Origin of the sequence: Corallococcus sp. AB030 (assembly GCF_003668965.1) — a bacterium.
GTDB lineage: Bacteria > Myxococcota > Myxococcia > Myxococcales > Myxococcaceae > Corallococcus > Corallococcus exiguus.
Genome location: NZ_RAWQ01000037.1, coordinates 37,653 through 55,440, shown reverse-complemented (window position 1 = coordinate 55,440; position 17,788 = coordinate 37,653). Strand labels below are relative to the sequence as shown.

General features: G+C 71.6%; 11 protein-coding genes. All 11 read left to right on the top strand.

Translation table 11 applies throughout. The annotated features are described in order from the left end of the window. The first annotated feature begins 5 nt into the window (after positions 1–5). The 11 genes from D7Y15_RS12335 to D7Y15_RS12285 all read left to right on the top strand — a co-directional run bounded on the left by D7Y15_RS12335 (position 6) and on the right by D7Y15_RS12285 (position 17,784). Positions 6–2,960, top strand: a complete 2,955-nt coding sequence (locus D7Y15_RS12335; protein ID WP_121752675.1) for a choice-of-anchor D domain-containing protein — start codon at positions 6–8, stop codon at positions 2,958–2,960. A gap of 190 nt (positions 2,961–3,150) precedes the next feature. After that, positions 3,151–3,474, top strand: coding sequence for a hypothetical protein (locus tag D7Y15_RS12330; RefSeq protein WP_120578020.1), 324 nt, complete (start codon positions 3,151–3,153; stop codon positions 3,472–3,474). Between the two features lie 100 nt (positions 3,475–3,574). After that, the gene (locus tag D7Y15_RS12325; protein WP_121752674.1) at positions 3,575–6,373 is read left to right on the top strand and encodes a protein kinase; all 2,799 of its coding nucleotides are present in this window, start codon (positions 3,575–3,577) and stop codon (positions 6,371–6,373) included. Positions 6,374–6,393: 20 nt separating this feature from the next. Continuing rightward, on the top strand, positions 6,394–8,421 hold the full coding sequence (locus tag D7Y15_RS12320) for a serine/threonine-protein kinase (protein WP_121752680.1): 2,028 nt from the start codon (positions 6,394–6,396) through the stop codon (positions 8,419–8,421). A 166-nt stretch (positions 8,422–8,587) separates the two neighbouring features. Next, the gene (locus tag D7Y15_RS12315; RefSeq protein WP_120525521.1) at positions 8,588–9,112 is read left to right on the top strand and encodes a MerR family transcriptional regulator; all 525 of its coding nucleotides are present in this window, start codon (positions 8,588–8,590) and stop codon (positions 9,110–9,112) included. 57 nt (positions 9,113–9,169) lie between these two features. After that, positions 9,170–9,661: a sigma factor-like helix-turn-helix DNA-binding protein gene (locus tag D7Y15_RS12310; protein WP_014397952.1), complete on the top strand. Its 492-nt coding sequence runs from the start codon at positions 9,170–9,172 to the stop codon at positions 9,659–9,661. Between the two features lie 107 nt (positions 9,662–9,768). Beyond that, a complete protein-coding gene (gene purH, locus D7Y15_RS12305) occupies positions 9,769–11,313 on the top strand; it encodes a bifunctional phosphoribosylaminoimidazolecarboxamide formyltransferase/IMP cyclohydrolase (RefSeq protein ID WP_120578005.1) in 1,545 nt (514 codons plus the stop codon). 4 nt (positions 11,314–11,317) lie between these two features. After that, a complete protein-coding gene (locus D7Y15_RS12300) occupies positions 11,318–14,299 on the top strand; it encodes a tetratricopeptide repeat protein (protein WP_121752673.1) in 2,982 nt (993 codons plus the stop codon). Position 14,300: 1 nt separating this feature from the next. Next, entirely contained in the window at positions 14,301–15,560 is a 1,260-nt protein-coding gene (gene purD, locus D7Y15_RS12295; protein ID WP_120578007.1) for a phosphoribosylamine--glycine ligase, read from the top strand. Beyond that, a complete protein-coding gene (locus D7Y15_RS12290; RefSeq protein ID WP_120578008.1) occupies positions 15,557–16,669 on the top strand; it encodes an LptF/LptG family permease in 1,113 nt (370 codons plus the stop codon). The genes purD and D7Y15_RS12290 overlap by 4 nt, the downstream gene beginning before the upstream one ends. Beyond that, entirely contained in the window at positions 16,666–17,784 is a 1,119-nt protein-coding gene (locus D7Y15_RS12285; protein ID WP_121752672.1) for an LptF/LptG family permease, read from the top strand. Before D7Y15_RS12290 ends, D7Y15_RS12285 begins: the two co-directional genes overlap by 4 nt. Positions 17,785–17,788: the final 4 nt, after the last annotated feature.

Genomic DNA, 17,788 nt, shown 5'->3' with positions numbered 1-17,788 from the left:
GTGCCATGACGGGGCGCTGGGGCCTGCTGGGTTTGGTGATGGTGGGACTGCTGTCGGGCTGCGCGGACCGGGAGCGCTCGTCGCTCGCGGACGGCCGGCTGACGGCGACGCCAGGTGGCGTCGACTTCGCGCGGGTGGCGGTCTTCGACGCTCGCGAATCCACGGTGACGCTGCGCAACGTGGGCCGCGCGCGCATCACGGTGGACGAGGCCTGGGTGGAGGGGCCCGAGGGCGCCTACAAGGCGGAGTTCACCCACGAAGGCCCGCACAGCCTGGTGCCGGGCAGCGAGTGCACGCTGAAGGTGCGCTTCGCGCCGCTGGCGCAGGGCGGTCTGCCCGCGGTGCTGGTGATCCGCTCGGACACGCGCATCGAGCCGCTGATGCGGATTCCCCTCAACGGCGCGGGCGTGGACGCGTGGGCGCGGGTGACGCCGCGCGCGCTGGACTTCGGCCGCATCGAGGCGGACTCCACCAAGACGCTGGGCGTGACGCTGGACAACCCCACGGAACTGCCGGTGATGGTGACGCCCAAGCTGGTGGGCGCGGACAAGGATGAGTTCATCGCGGCGCCGGTGACGGTGAACCCGGGCGAGCGCGTGGAGTTGCCCCTCACCTTCAACCCGGTGAAGGTCGGCAAGAAGCAGGTTGCGCTGGCCATCTCGCCCTGCCACGGGTGCGCGGACGTGCCGGTGCAGGTGACGGCGGAGTCGCTGGAGCGCGCGGTGGTGGCGGAGCCGGAGGTGGTGGACTTTGGCGCGGTGCCGGTGGACCGCGACGCCATCAAGGCCTCCAGCCTGCGCAACATCAGCACGGAGCCGGTGACGGTGACGTCGCTCATGCTGGATGGCACGGACGCGTCCTTCAGCCAGAACAACACGGGCCTGCCGCTGGTGCTCCAGCCGGGAGAGGTGCGCGCCTTTGAGATCCGCTACAGCCCCGGCCACATGGGCGCGGCCACGGACCGCGCCGTCTACACCGTGGTGAGCAGGCGCCACCCCACGCTGCCCGTGCCGCTGCGCGGCTTTGGCGGCGCGTCCGAGCTGTGCGTGTCGCCGATGATGTACGACTTCGGCGAGCAGCCGCTGGGCTCCAAGGTGCGCGTGGTGGTGAACGTGAAGAACTGCGGCACGGACAACGCGGGGCCGCTCACCATCAACACGCTGGACTGGACGCCGGACGCGACGGGCGCCCAGCTCCAGTTCAACAACAAGCCGGTGACGCTGCCGTTCACCCTGCCGGCCAACGGCGAGCTGAACCTGGAGGTCTTCTACGAGCCCATGCGCGAGGGCAGCGCGTCCGGCGCGCTGGTGATGACCACGAGCGCGTTCTCCGCGGCCACCGTGCAGCTGGACTTCTTCGGCAGCGCGAAGGCGCACGCGCCCTGTGAATTGACCGTCACGCCGGAGCTGGTGGACTTCGGCACCATCCCGCCGGGCCGCGGCGCGGTGCTGGGCGTGAAGCTGGAGAACAAGGGCACGGACCTGTGCCCCGTGAAGAACATCCGCGTCGCCAACGACGGCGGCGGCGTGTTCAAGATGCCCGGCGGCGAGCTCTTCGGCGGCATCATCTACCCGGGGGATTGGTTCAGCTTCCAGGTGGCGTTCCAGGCGCCCTTCACCGGTGGCAACTTCATCGGTGAGTTGCAGGTGGAGCAGTACAACCCGGTGACGCCGGTGCGGCAGGTGCCGCTGATGGCGAACTCGCAGGAGACGTGCCTGGTGGCGTCGCCCTGGTACCTGGACTTCGGCCTGGGCCGCAAGGACTGCCGCCCGGCGCCGCGCGAGGTGAACTACCTCAACGCGTGCACCACGCCCATCACAGTGTCCAACGTCTTCATCGGGCCGGGCACGACGGACACGGAGTTCGAGCTGTTGGACCACCCGGCGCCGCCCGCGTTCCAGCTTGCGCCGGGTGAGTCCTTCACGGTGGGGGTGGACTACCTGGCGCAGGTGACGGGCATGAACCTGTCGCCGCTCTTCGTGGACTCCAGCGACCTGCCCATCCCGCTGATGGTGCCGCTCATCGGCGAGTCGTCGAAGAAGACGGACAAGACGGACACCTTCGTGCAGCAGGACGTGAGCAAGGTGGACGTGCTGTTCGTCGTGGACAACACGGCGTCCATGGTGGAGGAGCACCCGAAGCTCGTGTCCGCCATCCCCGCGTTCGTGGACGCCGCGCGCAACAAGGCGGTGGACGTGAACATGGCGGTGACGACGACGGGCATCTCCGCGGTGTCCGGCGCGTGCCCGGGCGGCGCGCTGGGTGGCGAGGCCGGCCGCTTCTTCCCGGCGGACAACAGCCGCCAGCGCATCCTCACCCTGGGCACGGCCAACGTGACGCAGGTGCTCCAGCAGAACGTGCAGGTGGGCCAGTGCGCCCAGGTGGAGCAGGGCTTTGAGGCGATGCGCCGCGCGCTCACGTCTCCGCTGGTGAACAACGTGGATGATCCGCGCACGCCGCTGGCCAACGACGGCAACGCGGGCTTCCTGCGCGACTCCGCGGCGCTGGTGGTGGTGTTCGTGGGCGACGAGGACGACCACTCGCCGGACGCGGTCTCCACGTACGTGCAGTGGGCGCAGCAGCGCAAGGGTGAGAACCAGCCGCAGCGGGCCACGTTCTTCGCCATCGCGCCCACCAAGACGTCCTGTGCCACGGCGGGCGGCACCGGCACCCGGTACGCGGACGCGGCGGCGCAGACGGGCGGCGAGGTGCTCAACGTCTGCGCGGCGGACTACGCGCCGCTGCTCCGGCAGGTGGCCAGCAAGGCGTTCAGCGCGCAGGACCGCTTCCCGCTGAGCGAGGAGCCCGACGCGGGCACGGTGGTGGTGACCGTCAACGGCACCGCCACCCCCAGCGGGTGGACCTATGACGCCGCGTCCAACAGCGTGGTGTTCAGCGTGGTGCCGCCGCCGGGCTCCAGGGTGGCCATCACCTACCGCCGCGCCTGCGCCAACGACTGAACGGTGAAGAAGCTGTGGGTGTGGACCCCGTGACGGGCCGGCCATCCGGCCCCGAACGGGGTTGTCAGACCCCGGTGCTACAGCACTGCATCTGCCTGTGCGGATGACCAGAAAATTGGAGGCGCTCCCTCGGTGTGTACCCTGCGGAGCGTCTGCACGCTGTTGCCCTGGAGGCGCTGTGAGCACCTGGATGCCCGATGAGCCCCTGAAGTCCTCTCCGCGCGCCGGTGCGCCGGGACTGCGGGTCATCCGTGGAGAGGGGCAGCGCAAGCAGGAGCCGCTGGCGGACCGGAACGCGGTGGCCCGGGTGCTGATGGAGGCCGGGGCGGACATGCTCCTGCGGCGCATCAGCCCCGTGAGGGCGCAGGAGATCGAGCGCAAGGTGGACCGGGTGCTGGACCTGTTCGACCGGGTAGATGCGGCCCCGGTGCTGATGCCGGTGCTCAAGCGGCACCTGGACGAACTGGAGGCCCTGATGCGGGAGACCCGCGAGGTCCGGGCCGCCCGGCGCTAGGCACACGCCCGGTGGAACCGGAAAAAGCCCAGGGGGATTCGATGTTTGATTCCCCTGGCCCGGCCGCTTACGCTTGGGGTTCGCCACCTCGCGTCCGGCCGTGTCCATCGAAACCTACGGCAGCTACCAGCTCCTGAAGCGCCTCGCCACGGGCGGCATGGCGCAGATCTACCTCGCACGCCGGCCAGGTTCGGATGCTCCGGACAAGCTGCTGGTGTTGAAGCGGATCCTCCCGCACCTGTCGGAGAACGACGAGTTCGTCCGGATGTTCCTGGACGAGGCGCGGATCGCGGCCCGGCTCGCTCACCCCAACGTCGTGCAGATCTACGACCTGGGCGCGGAGGCGGACACCTTCTTCATCGCCATGGAGTACATCCATGGCGTGGACGCGCGCCGGCTCTGGAAGCGCTCGGAGACGGCGGGCCGTCCGCTGCCGGTGCCCCTGGTGTGCCGCATCCTCCTGGAGGCGTGCGCGGGCCTGGACTACGCGCACAAGAAGACGGACGCGGCGGGGCGCCCGCTGGGCATCGTCCACCGGGACGTGTCACCGCAGAACATCCTGGTGACGTTCGACGGTGGCGTGAAGGTGGTGGACTTCGGCATCGCGAAGGCGGCGGATCAGGCCACCGTGACGCGCTCCGGGGTGCTCAAGGGCAAGTATTCGTACATGTCGCCGGAGCAGGCCGCCGGGCAGCGCGTGGACCGCCGCTCGGACGTGTTCGCGCTGGGCGTGGTGCTGCATGAGCTGCTGACCGGGGGGCGCCTCTTCAAGCGCCACAGCGACATGCTGACCCTGTCGGCGGTGGCGGAGTGCAACGTACCGGCGCCTTCGCAGGTGGCGCCCCGGGTGCCGGCGGAGCTGGACGCCATCGTGCTCAAGGCGCTCGCGAAGGAGCCGGACGCGCGCTTCCAGCACGCGCAGGAGCTGCAGTGGGCGCTGGAGGGGTGGCTCGCGTCGCAGCCGCAGCCGTGCGGCACGGCGGCGGACCTGGCCGGGTACATGGGGGAGCTGTACGCGGACCGCCTGACGGAGGAGGCGCGCTCCGGCGAGGTGCAGGTGACGGACGAGGAGGCGGGGGGGGCTCCGCCGCCCGCGCCGCGCCGTTCCGCGATGCGGCCCGCGACGGCGCCGGGGCGCACGGAGAACGAGCCCACCACCACGCTGCGTCCGAACCGGTCGAGCCGTCCCAGTGGGAAGGTGGAGGCGCGCCGCGAGGACGCGGAGGCGGGTGGGGCTCGCTCGGAGGTCCGGGGCCCGGACACCCGTCCAGAAGGCCGCAACGCGGAGGCGCGGGTGGACGCGCGCAACGCGGAGGCCCGCTCCGTCGACGCCCGCCCGGAGCCCCGCTCCGAGGTTCGCAACGCGGATCCGCGAGTGGATTCCCGCGCCGTCGATGCCCGTCCGGAGCCTCGCTCGGAAGTCCGTAACGCGGACCCGCGAGTGGAGGCCCGGTCCGTCGATGCGCGGCCGGAGCCCCGCTCCGAGGTCCGCAACGCCGAGGCCCCCCGGGGCATGACGGGCTCGCGGCGGGCCCTGGAGTCACCGCCCTCGCGGAGCACCCGGCCGGTGCGCCTGGAGGAGCCGTCCCTCCCGACGGTGACGCAGGACGAGGACGGTCCCACGCTCGCGATGGTGGACACGCAGAGGAAGCTCTCCGGCGGGTTCCAGATTGAAGAGGACGGTCCCACGCTCGCGATGGTGGACACGCAGGGGAAGATCTCCGGCGCGTTCCAGATTGAGGAGGACGGTCCCACGCTCGCGATGGTGGACACGCAGGGGAAGATCTCCGGCGCGTTCCAGATTGAAGAGGACGGTCCCACGCTGGATCATCGCTCCCTGACGGCGACGCTGACCCGGGATGACGAGGACGACTCGACCCTGGACATGCGCTCGGTCTCCCGCGCGGACGTGGACGAGGGCCCCACGCAGGACCTGCGCGCCGTGCCGCGCTCCGAGATTCCAGCCCCCCGTCCGGGCGGGCCCACGCCGTCCGGTGAACACCGTGGCCATCGGCTCCCGGTGCCCGCGCCCCACGCGACCATCGAGGAGATGACCGCGTCCACCGCGCCGCGCTCCGCGTCGCGCGCGCCCATGCCTGGCGCGTGGGTGCCGCCGGCCCGCACCGGCACGCTCACCGAGCAGTCCGCCGTGGAGCCGCCCAGGCGCCGGGGGCTCCTGTACGCCGCCATCGTGCTCGTCGCGATCCTGGTGGGCGTCGCCCTCGTGTGGAGCCTGGGCCCCGGCGCCAGCGGTGTGCACGTGGAGTCCGAGCCCGCGGGCGCGCGCGTCGTCTTCGAGGACCGGGTGCTCCCGGAGCGCACGCCGCTGACGCTGCCGACGGTGAAGCCCGGCCGCTACTGGGTCGTGCTGATCAAGGAAGGCTACCGCGAGCTGCGCACGCAGGTCGTCATCCCGCCGTCCGGCCGGCTCGACGTAGGGCCGCTGAAGCTCGTGCCGATGCCGTCGTCCGGAAAGCCCGGCACGGAGCCGCCCGCGTCGGCGCCGCCGGCTTCGACGACACCGGAGCCCGGCGTCGGACCTTCCGGCGCGGCCGCTCCCCGTGAGCCGGACGCCGCGGCCCCCGAAGTGAAGCAGGCCCAGGAGTCCCCTGTCGCGCAGGCTCCCGCGCCGGTGGTGAAGACGCCCGTGGCCACGGCGGAGGTGCGTGAAGCCGCGCGCGCCGCGGAGCGGGCCGCGTCGGTGAGCTTCGTGGTGACGCCCTGGGCGGAGGTGTCATGCAACGGCCGCAAGCTGGGGGAGACGCCGTTCCAGCCGGTGAAGCTGGGCGTGGGTTCGTATGACTGCAAGTTCACCAACCCCGAGCTGAAGCGCACTGTCAGCCGCCGCATCGAGGTGCGTCCCATCGACCTCAACGTGGTGACGGTCAAGTTCGAGTAGGCGTGGCCTTGGACCCTTCCGTGACGCTCGAGGCAGGCACCCACGTCGGCAAGTACGTCGTGCGCCGCAAGCTCGCCGAAGGGGGCATGGCGGAGATCTTCCTGTGCACCGCGCGCGGGCCGGAGGGCTTCGAGAAAGAGGTCGTCATCAAGCGCGTGCGGGCATTCCTCGCGAGCGACCCGGACTTCGTGCAGATGTTCATCGCGGAGGCGCGGCTGGCCTCGCGGCTCAACCACGCCAACGTGGTGCAGATCTTCGACTTCGACAAGCACGAGGACACCTACTACCTGGCGATGGAGTACGTGCGCGGCTGCTCGCTGTGGGAGCTGCGCAAGCGGAGCAAGGAGGCGATGACGCCGATGCCGCCCGTGCTGGTGGCGCACATCGGCGCGGAGGTCGCGCGCGGCCTGCACTACGCCCACCGCCTGCGGGTGAACGGCGAGCTGTTGAACCTGGTGCACCGGGACGTCACGCCGCACAACGTGCTCGTGTCCTACGACGGCGCGGTGAAGCTCACCGACTTCGGCATCGCGAAGGCGGGCAACAAGCTGACGAACCCCGGCGTGCTCAAGGGCAAGTTCGCGTACATGTCCCCCGAGCAGGCCCGGGGCGAGAGCGTGGACGTGCGCACCGACGTCTTCGCGCTGGGCGTGGTGTTGTGGGAGCTGCTCACCGGCGGGCGCCTGTTCCAGGGGGACTCGGAGATCGCCGTCCTGCGCGCGGTGCAGGAGAGCACCATCGTGCCGCCCGCGCGCCTCAACCCGGACGTGCCGCCGGACCTGGACGCCGTCATCTGCCGCGCGCTGGAGCGAGACCTGTCCAAGCGCTTCCAGACGGCGGGAGAGCTGGAGCGCGCGCTGGCGCAGTGCGTGTTGAACCACGCCCGCTCCGTGGACGACACCGACGTGGGCGCGTTCGTCCGGCCGCTGTTCCCCATCGCGGCGAGCAACCAGGCGCTGCCCGCGCTCCCGGAGCGCACCGCGCTGGAGGATGGCGCGCTGCCCGCCGCCGGAGCGCCGCCCCGCGAACCCACGGCGGTGATGCCGTCGCGCGAGCACGCCTCGGGAGCGAAGCGGGGCGCTTCGCCGGATGAGGACCGCCACGGGACGACGCTGGTGCTGTCGCGAGACGACCCGGCTCCGAACGGCCGTCCTCCTCAGCCCACGCCGCAGATGCCGTTGCAGTCCATGGGAAGGGAAGCGCCGCTCGCCCGGCGCAGCGAATCCCGCGAGGTCCCCGCCGCCCGGGCTGAGTCCCCGAGCGACGAGAACTCCATGGCCTGGGCCGGCTCCGCTGATGACGACGCCGGTGCGTCCGAGAGCCGTTCCGTGGACGGAGGCTCGCGGTCATCCGCCTCCGCGCGCCGGGCGGAGTCCTCGAGCCGCAAGTCCGACACCGCCTCCGCACGCCGGGTCGCGCTCGCCGCCGACGAACGCTCTAGCGCCGACGACCGTGAGCTCGACACGGTCTCCGCCACCGAGCCGGGGCCTCCCGTCGCGCCGAACCGCAAGCGCGCCCTGTGGGCTGGAGCCGCCGTGGTGGGGCTCGCGGGTCTGGTGGGCGTCCTCGCCGTGGCCCGCTCGAACACCGGTGCCCGGGACGCGGAGCAGGGGAGGCCGCCCGCGCAGGCCACGGCCCCGGCGGCGACCCCACCGCCCACGACGGCCCCCATCGTGAACCCGCCTCCGGCCGCGGAGGCCATCGACTCGGAGCTGGAAGGGCAGCGGCGCGAAGCCACCCTGACTCCGCCTCCGTCCACGGAACCGGCCGCCCCCGCCGCGACGCCCACGGCGGACCCCGCCACGGCGCCTGCCGCCTCGGACACGGCGAAGGCCATGGGCACGCTCCAGGTGCGGGCCAACCCCTACGCCACCGTCTTCCTGGGCACGAAGCGGCTCGGGGACGTGCAGGGCCGCGCGAGCTACAAGGTGCCGGCCGGCACCTACAGCCTGACCTTCGCGCACCCGACCAGCACGAAGACGTTCACCGTCATCGTCCCCGCCAACGGCTCCGTGATTCAGGAGTTCCGCGCGTCTCGCGGACGCTGAGCCGAGCTGGGCTGAAGCCCGCCTCCCGTCCCTCCATCCCCTGAAGCCCCCGGCAGCCGGCGCGCAGCGTCGGCCGGACGACGTCCGCCCGCACGCCTGCTCGTCTTCCTTGACGAATGACGCGCGAATCTGGCACCTATGGCGTCCATTCAGTAGCCTCTATTCAATGGAATCGATGGACCTGCTCGCGCCCGATGAACTCGAGCGCATCGAGCGCGAAAACGCGGGAGGCTTGCCCGCGAACGCGATCCTGGAAATCTTCCGGCCCCGGGGCGTGAGGCTCTCGGAGGCGACGTTCCGGAAGTACGTCCAGGCCGGTCTGCTCCCCCGCAGCCGCCGTGTGGGCCGCAAGGGGAAGCACCAGGGAAGCCTGGGCCTCTACCCGGTGGAAGCGGTGCGGCGCATCAACGTCATCAAGAAGATGATGGCCGAAGGACACACCCTGGAGGACATCCGTCGCTCCTTCGTGTTCCACCGAAACCACATCGACCAGCTCCAGCGGGACTTGTCGGAAGTGCTGGACGGGTTCCAGGAGGAGCTGGGAGGACGGCCTCTGGGAGGAGAACGCAGGAGGTCACTCGAAGCCCAGTTGGCAACGCTCAGGCAACGGGCGCAGGATCTGGTCCGGGATGTCGCCCGGTTGGGCAGCGCCGTCACGGCGCGCGAAGACGAAACGCTCCGGCCGCAATAGGATGCCCCCCCGGGTCCTGTTGAACCGGATAGACTCCACGCATCTGGAGGACGAAACATGTCGGAAGTGAAGCAGCTGCAGGAGGGCGAGGGGGGGAATGAGGAGGAGCAGCCCGCGGAACGCCGGCGCTCCAAGACGATGTCGCGCAAGGAGATGGCGCGCGACCTGCGCCGGCGCAGGCTCGCCGGTCAGCTGGACCCGGAAGAGGCGGAGACCCTCAAGCTCGTGGACGAGCAGCGGCCGCGCACCCGCGCGGACTGCATCAACGGCCCGCGCCCGTGCCTCTTCGTGTCCTGCAAGCACAACCTCTACCTGGACGTGAACCCGGAGACGGGCTCCATCAAGCTCAACTTCCCGGACAAGGAAATCACGGAGTTGGAGCACACCTGCGCCCTGGACGTGGCGGAGAAGGGCGGCATCACGCTGGAGGAGGTGGGGGAAATCATGAACCTCACCCGCGAGCGCATCCGTCAGGTGGAGACGCGCGGCCTGATGAAGCTGCGTGAGGCCACGGAGGCCGAGCCTCCCGTGTCCGCCCGCAAGCCTTGAGGGCAGGGCACTGTTTCGCGCCGGGCCTGGGGTGACGTGTTGCGTTGACACCCCAGGGGGTGGTTGCTAGGACCCGCGCCACCCCCCACCCATTGCGAGGCGCACACGTGCTGGCTCTCCTGAGCGTTTCCGACAAGCGCGGTCTGGTCCCCTTCGCCCAGGGCCTGGTGCGGCTGGGCTACCGGCTGCTCTCCACGGGCGGCACCCTGGAGGCCCTGAAGGCCGCCAGCATCCCCGCCACCCAGGTGTCCGAGCACACGAAGAGCCCCGAAATCCTCGGCGGCCGCGTGAAGACGCTCCACCCCCGCATCCACGGCGGCATCCTCGGCCGGCCCGACCTGGACAGCGACAAGGCGGAGATGGCGGCGAACAACATCGAGCCCATCTCGCTGGTGGTGGTGAACCTCTACCCGTTCCGCCAGACGGTGGCGTCCGGCGCGGGCGAGGACGACGTCATCGAGAACATCGACATTGGCGGGCCGGCGATGGTCCGCGCGTCCGCGAAGAACTTCCAGCACGTGGCCATCGTGGTGGACCCGGACGACTACGCGCCGGTGCTCGCGGAGATTGAGGGCCAGAAGTCGGTGGGTCTGGAGACGCGGCGCCGGCTGATGCGCAAGGCGTTCGCGCACACGGCGGCCTACGACGCGTCCATCTCCGGGTGGCTGTCCGGCGAGGCCCAGGAGCCCTTCCCCGAAGAGCTGTCGCTCGCGTTCCGCAAGGTGCAGGGCCTGCGCTACGGGGAGAACCCGCACCAGCGCGGCGCCTTCTACAAGGAATACGCCGCCCCGAAGGAGCCGTCCGTCGCCTTCGCCAAGGTGCTCCAGGGCAAGGAGCTCTCGTACAACAACATCCTGGACCTGGACGCGGCCCTGGGGCTCGTCCTGGAGTTCCCGGAGAAGCCCTGCGCGGTGGTCATCAAGCACAACACCCCGTGCGGCGTGGCGGTGGACGACGCGCTGGAGAAGGCCTACCGCACCGCCCGCGCGGTGGACGAGGTGAGCGCCTTCGGCGGCATCGTCGCCTTCAACCGGGAGGTGGACGAGGCCACGGCGAAGGCCATGGCAGAGACGTTCCTGGAGGCGGTCATCGCGCCGTCGTACTCGGCGGTGGCGCTCCAGGTGCTGGCGGGGAAGAAGAACCTGCGCCTCCTGGAGGCGGGCCCCGCGCTGGCGTCCGCCACGGCGGCGCCCCGGCCCCAGGTGGACGCGCGCAGCGTGTCCGGGGGAATGCTGCTGATGGACCGGGACGCGGTGGAGCCGCCCCTGGAGTGGAAGGTGGTGTCCAAGCGCGCCCCCACGCCGGAGGAGGAGCGGGCCCTTCGCTTCGCCTGGAAGGTGTGCAAGCACGTGAAGAGCAACGCCATCGTCTTCGCGGCCCCGGCGCAGCTGCTGGCCCAGGGTGGCGGGCAGACGAACCGGGTGGACTCCGTGCGCATCGCCATGACGCGGGGTGGCGAGGCCCTCAAGGGGAGCGCCGTGGCCTCGGATGCCTTCTTCCCCTTCCGGGACGGGCTGGACGAGGCGGCCCGGGCAGGGGCGACGGCGGTCATCCAACCGGGCGGGTCTGTCCGGGACGCGGAGGTGATTGCCGCCGCGGACGAACATGGGATGGCCATGGTGGTGACGGGAGTGCGACACTTCCGCCACTAACTTCATGCGCATCGTCTGCCAGAAATGCGCGGCGGCCTACGCGATCGACGATCGGTTGATCACGACCAAGGGCGTCCGCGCGCAGTGTCCCCGCTGCCGTCACCTCCAGCTCGTGAAGCGGGAGGCCTCGGCCGCGTCCGTGACGGCCCCCCCTGAAGGGGCCGTGCCTCCCGCCGCCGAGCCGAATCCGCCCGCGGCCGCACCGGCGCCTCCAGTCGCCCGCGAGCCCCGGAGCAATCCGGCCGCCGCGCCCGTCGCCGCGAAGCCACGGGAAGCACCGAAGGCGGCTCCGAAGTCGGACCTCTTCGGGGACTTCGGCGAGATGCCGGAGCTGGGGCCGCCGGGGAGCGTGGACCCGTTCGCGGACCTGGGGCCGCCCGCGTCGCAGGCCTCCGGGGGCCTTCCCTCGGACCCGTTCGCGAACCTGGGCCCGTCCTCGCCCAGGCCGGCGCCCGCCGCGAAGCCCGGCCCTCCGGTGCCCGACGCGCCCGGGGTGGCGGCTCCCGCGCCGACAGCGGCGCCATCCACCTCTCCGGAAGACCCGCTGCTCGACTTCCTCGGCCCGGCGCCCGGAGGCCTGGAGCCCGAAGCCCCGCTGGCGCCCACGCCCGGGCGGGCCTCCTCGCCACCCGCCGGGGCGGTGTCCCTGGGCCGCATGTCCGCCCGCGCGCCCGCTCCTGTGGTCCCGAAGAAGGAGATGCACACGAATTGCCGCTCGTGCGGCAAGGACCTGACGGACCCCTTCGATCAGGCCCTGGGCACCTGCGAGGCCTGCAAGCAGCGGGAGTCCGCGTTCCCCCGGGAGTCCTCCGTGGTGGTGGCGCCAGAGGCGGCGCCGCCTCCGTCCGACGGCGGCGGTCTGGTGGAACTGCCCATGATGAGCGGCCTGGACGGCACCGCGTCCGAGGACGAACCCCGGTTCGAGGGCGCCACGGCGCTGGCGCCGGACTCGCGCGTGAGCTCGGTGAAGCCCGCGCGCACGTCGCACATCACGGCCGCGCCGGTCCGCAGCGCGCAGCGTGACGGACGCGGTGGCGGCAGCCGTGCGGGAGTCTTCGGCCTGTTGGCGCTGGCGGTCCTGGGGGCCGGCGGCGCGGGCTACTACTTCCTCGTGCACAAGCCCCAGCAGGAGCAGCTGGCCCGGGCCGCGCAGCCCCCCGCTCCGGCCGAGGTGCCTTCGGAGGTGCTGGCCGCGGTGGGCCGGTGGAAGCTCCAGTTCCTGGAGCTGGAGGGCACCAGCGCGGAGCACCTGGCGGCCGGCCAGAAGCAGCTCGAGCTGGACCAGCGCATCGCCTACACGGAAGCCGAGGAGTCCTTCCAGCAGGCGCTGCTGCTCGACCCTCGCAGCACGGACGCCATCGCCGGGTACGTGCAGGCGCTGTCGCTCGGGCGCGGTCCGGGCATGGACGACAACTCCTTCCAGGAGGCGCGCGAGCTCATCCAGGCCGCGACGGGCATGGCCGGAGAGACGCCCGCGCTGCTCGTCGCGCACGCGAACCTGCTGCTGGCGCGCTCGCGTCAGTCCGGCAACCTGGAGGAGGCGGCGCGGCTGGCGACGGAGGTGCTGTCCCAGCCGAAGGCCGCTGACGCCTACAAGGCCGAAGCGCACCTGGTGCTGGGCCGCTCGCAGGTGGCCACGTCGCGTGAGCTGGCGAACCAGGAGTTCGACGCCGCGCGGAAGCTGGCGCCGAACCTCCAGCGCGTGGACTACTACAGCGCGCTCGCGCACGAGCAGGCCGGCCAGTACGGGCTGGCGCTCAAGCAGCTGCGCCAGCGGATGGAGCTGGATCCCCAGGACTGGAACAGCCTGGAGGCCACCGCCCGCATCTACGTGGAGGTCGGGGAGACCGCCCGCGCGCGCAAGCTGTACGAGGACCGGTTGAAGGCGAAGGCGGGCGACGTGCGCGCCTCCCTGGCGCTGGCGGTGCTGCGCTACCAGGCGGAGGGCAACGCGCGCGAAGCCGTGCGCGCCCTGAAGGAGCTGACGAAGAACGCGTCCCGCTACGGTCCGCGCGACGCCTCCGAAATCTTCAGCCACCTGGCCGCGGCGGAGCGCACCGCGGGCAATGACACCGCTGCCGCGAGCGCGGCCGCGTCGGCCCTGAAGGTGGTCCCGGCGATGCCGGAGGCCCACCTGCAGTTGTTCCTGGTGGCGCTGGCGAAGAAGGACGCGGCCCTGGCCCGCGAGCACCTGAAGGGCTTCCAGGGCCGGTTGCAGGACGCCGCGCTGGAGAAGGTGCTGGAAGGGCGCGTGCACCTGCTGGAAGGCGACGTGGCTGGAGCCCAGGAGCGCTTCCAGCAGGCGGTGCGGCTGGACGACCGCCGCATGGACGCGAAGCTGCTGGAAGGCGTGGCGGCGGCGAGCGCGAAGAAGCGCGACGAGGTCTTCCGCCTGTTCTACCCGGTGCTGGAGGCGCGCGAGTGGGATCCGCTGCGGCTGGCGCCCCGGCCCGCGCTGTCGCGCTTCTGGCTGCGGCCGGGCGACACGCTGGTGGGCGTGGAGAACGTGGTGAAGTCCCTGAGCGACCGTCCGGAGGACGTGCAGCCCCTGCTCTACGAGGCCCTGGTGCGCTTCCATCAGGGGGACCGTCAGACCGCGGAGCGGCTGCTGCACACCGTGGTGGACGTGAACGAGAACAGCGGCGGTGCGCAGGCGTACCGGGCGCTCATCGCGCTGGACACGAAGGGGCCGCAGGCCCGGAACCTGGCGGAGCGCGCGGTGAGGGTCGAGCGCGGGCTGCCGGTGGCGCGCCTGTCGCTGGGGCTCGCGCAGGCCGCGGACAGGGACGTGGCGGGGGCGATGCGCTCGTTGCAGTCCGCCCTGGACGTCGCGCCGAAGATGCTGTCCGCGCAGACGAAGCTGGCGGAGCTGCTGATGACGTCGAAGCCGCAGGAGGCGCGCGCGGTGCTGGAGAAGGTGGTGGGGTTGGATCCCTCCTACTTCCCGGCGAAGACGCTGCTCTTCAAACTGGACGAGCGAGGTTGACGTGAAGGTCCTGTTGCTGGGGTCGGGCGGCCGCGAGCACGCGCTCGCATGGAAGCTGGCCCAGAGTCCTCGTCTCTCGCGGCTCCTCGTCGGCCCCGGCAACCCGGGCACGGCGCGGTGGGGCACCAACGTGCCGTTGCAGGCGGACTCGCCGGAGGCGGTGGTGTCGCTGGCGCGCCGCGAGCGCGTGGACCTGGTGGTGGTGGGCCCGGAGGCGCCGCTCGTCGCGGGCGTCGCGGACGCGCTGGCGCAGGTGGACATCCCGTGCTTCGGCCCCGTCGCGGCGGCCGCGCGCATCGAGGGCTCCAAGGCCTTCGCCAAGGAGGTGATGGCGGAGGCGGGCGTGCCCACCGCGGCCTTCCGCGTCTTCACGGACGCGGCGGAGGCGGAGGCATACGCCGTGGCGCAGGGCCGCATCGTGGTGAAGGCGGACGGCCTGGCCGCGGGCAAGGGCGTCATCGTCGCGCCGGACGCGAAGGCCGCGCGTGAAGCCGTGCGCGCCGTGGCCCAGATGGGGCAGGCGGGCCAGCGGATGGTGCTGGAGGAACTGCTGGAGGGCGAGGAGGTGTCGCTCATGGCCCTGTGCGACGGCGAGCGCTACGTGCTCCTGCCGCTGTCGCAGGACCACAAGCGCGTGGGTGAGGGCGACACGGGCCCCAACACCGGCGGCATGGGCGCGTACTGCCCGGCGCCGTTCCTCACTCCGGCGCAGCTGGCCCAGGTGGGCGAGCAGGTCATCGCGCCCACGCTGGCGGTGCTCAAGAAGCGCGGCACGCCGCTGCGCGGGGTGCTGTACGCGGGGCTGATGCTCACGGCGTCCGGCCCGAAGGTGCTGGAGTTCAACGCGCGCTTCGGCGACCCGGAGACGCAGGTCCTGATGATGCAGGTGGACGAGGACCTGCTGCCGCTGATGGAGGCGTGCGCGAAGGGGACGCTGGAGCCCCGGCCGCTGAAGCAGTTCCCGGGCGCGTCGGTGGGCGTGGTGCTGGCGGCGGAGGGCTACCCGGAGGCGCCGAAGAAGGGCCAGCGGATTGAAGGGCTGGACGAGGTGGCGTCGAACGCGCCCGTGTTCCTGGCGGGCGTGGCGAAGCAGGACGGCGCGCTGGTGACGGCGGGTGGCAGGGTGCTGACGGTGTGCGCTCGGGGTGACAGCCTGGCGACGGCGCGAGAGCGGGCCCTGGAGTCGGCGGACGCCGTGCGCTTCGAGGGCAAGCACTTCCGCCGGGACATTGGCGCGCGGGGGCTGCGGGCGCGGTCGTGAAGCTGCTGGCGCGCTACCTGCTCAAGGAACTGCTCGTCCCCCTGGGTGTGTGGGTGGCGTTCATGTTCCTGCTGCTGTTCGTGATGCAGTTCCTGCGCGGCACGGACGTGCTGTTGGGCTCGGCGGTGACGCTGGTCGACCTGGGCCGGCTCATCGCGTACCTGGCGCCGCACTTCCTGGTGATGGCGCTGCCCATCGCGTTCCTGCTGGCCATCCTGTTGGGCCTGGGGCGGCTGGGCGAGGACCGGGAGCTCACGTCGCTGCAGGCCCTGGGCATCAGCCCGCTCCAGCTGCTGGCGGCGCCGCTGGGCGTGGGTATCGCGCTGAGCGCGTTCATGGTGTTGCTCACGTCCACGGTGGAGCCGTGGGGCCTCACGGGCGTGAAGGACCTGGTGGGCGAGGTCATCCAGAAGAACGTCGCGGGCGACGTGAAGTCCGGCGTCTTCTACGAGGACCTGAGCGACCTGACGTTGTACGCGCAGAAGGTGGCGCCCAAGGGCGGCGGGTGGACGAACGTGCTGTTGCACGACGACCGCGACCCCAGCTCGCCGTTGCTGGTGCTGGCGCACAAGGGCAGCGTGGGCACGTCCGAGCGGGGCGAGGCGCTGCGGATTGAATTGAGGGAAGGCGAGGTGCACCGCGCCAACCGCTCCTCGGTGGACGCGAGCGTCGTCGCGTTCGAGAAGGCGGAGATCAACGTGGGGCTGGGCGGCTCGCTGTCGCGGCGCAACCGGTTCCGCTCGCCGAAGGAGGAGCTGACGCCAGTGGAACTCCTGGCGGCGGCGAAGGACGCGGAGGAGCGGCGCGAGGATGCGCGCCCCTTCCTGATGGCGCTGCACAGCCGGATGGGCAACGCGGTGGCGCCGGTGGCGTTCGCGCTGCTGGGCACGCCGCTCGCGATTGGCCGCAGGCAGGCGGGCCGCGCGTGGGGCTACCTGCTGACGCTGGGCGGCTATGTCCTCTATTACCTCCTGAGCCGCGCCTTCGAGCAGATGGGGCAGAAGGGCCAGATGCCGGTGTTCGTCGCGGGGCAGCTGGCGAACGTGCTCTTCATGGTGGTGGGGGCGTTCGCGCTGTATCGCGTGACGCGTTCGGGGACGGTGCGGTGAAGGGCACCCTCTTCCGGTACGTGGTGGGCGCGTACGTGCGCTACACGCTGGGCATCCTGGCGGGCGTGGTGGCGGTGTTCCTGGTGGTGGACTTCGTGGATCGCGCGAAGGCCTACGGCGGCGAGGGCTGGGTGCTGGATGTGCTCAAGCTCTATGGCTACAAGGCGCTGGTGACGGTGCAGCAGCTGGGGCCGGCGGCGCTGCTGCTGGCGGCGGGCACCACGGTGTCGGCGCTGCGCAAGAAGGGCGAGGTGACGGCGCTGCGCGCGCTCACCTTCGGGCCGGCGGCGCTGTACCTGCCGGTGGCCGTGTGCGCGCTGGTGGCGTGCGTGGGGCTGGTGGCGTTCGACGAGACGGTGGCCGCGAGGGCAGGCCGGCGCGTGGATGAAATCACCACGCAGCGCTTCAACCGCTGGGGCGACTGGCGGATGTATTACACGCCGAAGCAGTGGTTCCGGCGGGGGGACGCCATCTTCTTCCTGCGAGGCGGCAATCCCCAGGAGGGCTTCGAGAACGTCTCCATCTTCACGCTGACGCCGGAGTTCAAGCTGCGCCGCCGAGTGGACGCGGGGCGGATGCGCCCGGTGGAGGGCACGCGCTGGGAGTTGACGGACGTGGTGGAGCGCACGTTCACGGAGGACGGGCGCACGTCCGTGACGCAGCAGCCCACCGCGGAGTACGAGCTGGGCGTGGGCGCGACGACGTTCCGCATCCGGCCGGGCCGTCCGGAGCAGATGCGCCTGGGTGAGTTGGGCGAACAGATTGTCGCGCGAGCGGAGGTGGGGCTCGCGACGAAGGCCTTCCAGCTCGCGTGGCACAACCGCTTCGCGTATCCGCTGGCGGGGCTGCCCGCGGCGTTGCTCGCCGTGGGCCTGGCGCTGCGGACGAACCGGCGAGGACACCTGACGGCGGCGGTGGTGGAGGGGCTGCTCATCGCCGTGGCGATGTGGGGCCTGATGGTGGTGTCCCGCACGCTGGTGCTCACCGAGCGTCTGGCGCCCGCCGTGGCGGCCTGGATGCCCACGACACTGCTGACCATCGTCGCGGCGGCCCTGTGGTTGCGCCGCGAAGGCTTGCTGCACCTGCCGCGCCGAAGCGTGACGCGGCAGGCGTAGGGGG